Origin of the sequence: Pseudomonas sp. HY7a-MNA-CIBAN-0227 (assembly GCF_040310325.1) — a bacterium.
In the GTDB taxonomy this organism is placed as follows: Bacteria; Pseudomonadota; Gammaproteobacteria; order Pseudomonadales; family Pseudomonadaceae; genus Aquipseudomonas.
This window is the reverse complement of the sequence record NZ_JBEOPT010000252.1, coordinates 1-255: the sequence shown is the minus strand read 5'-3', so window position 1 is coordinate 255 and position 255 is coordinate 1. Positions and strand designations below refer to the sequence as shown.

The 255-nt window shown below is 45.5% G+C and carries 1 protein-coding gene; it reads left to right on the top strand.

Annotated features, from left to right (window positions below):
• Positions 1-64: 64 nt before the first annotated feature.
• Positions 65-255 (top strand): uL11 family ribosomal protein (locus AAEZ06_RS27800; protein WP_502948068.1); only part of this gene is annotated, 191 nt, incomplete at its 3' end.

Below are 255 nucleotides of genomic sequence, written 5' to 3'. Positions count from 1 at the left end.
CTGTTAGTCAATAAGGGTTATACCGTATTGATTTGGCGCTATTACCCATAAAGGAGAGTATCTCATGGCTAAGAAGATTGATGGTTACATCAAACTGCAAGTGCCTGCAGGCAAAGCAAACCCTTCACCACCGATTGGTCCAGCATTGGGTCAAAAAGGCGTGAACATCATGGCGTTCTGTAAAGAATTTAACGCTGCGACCTCAAATCAAGAGCCGGGTCTACCGATTCCTACTGAGATCACTGTGTACAGCGA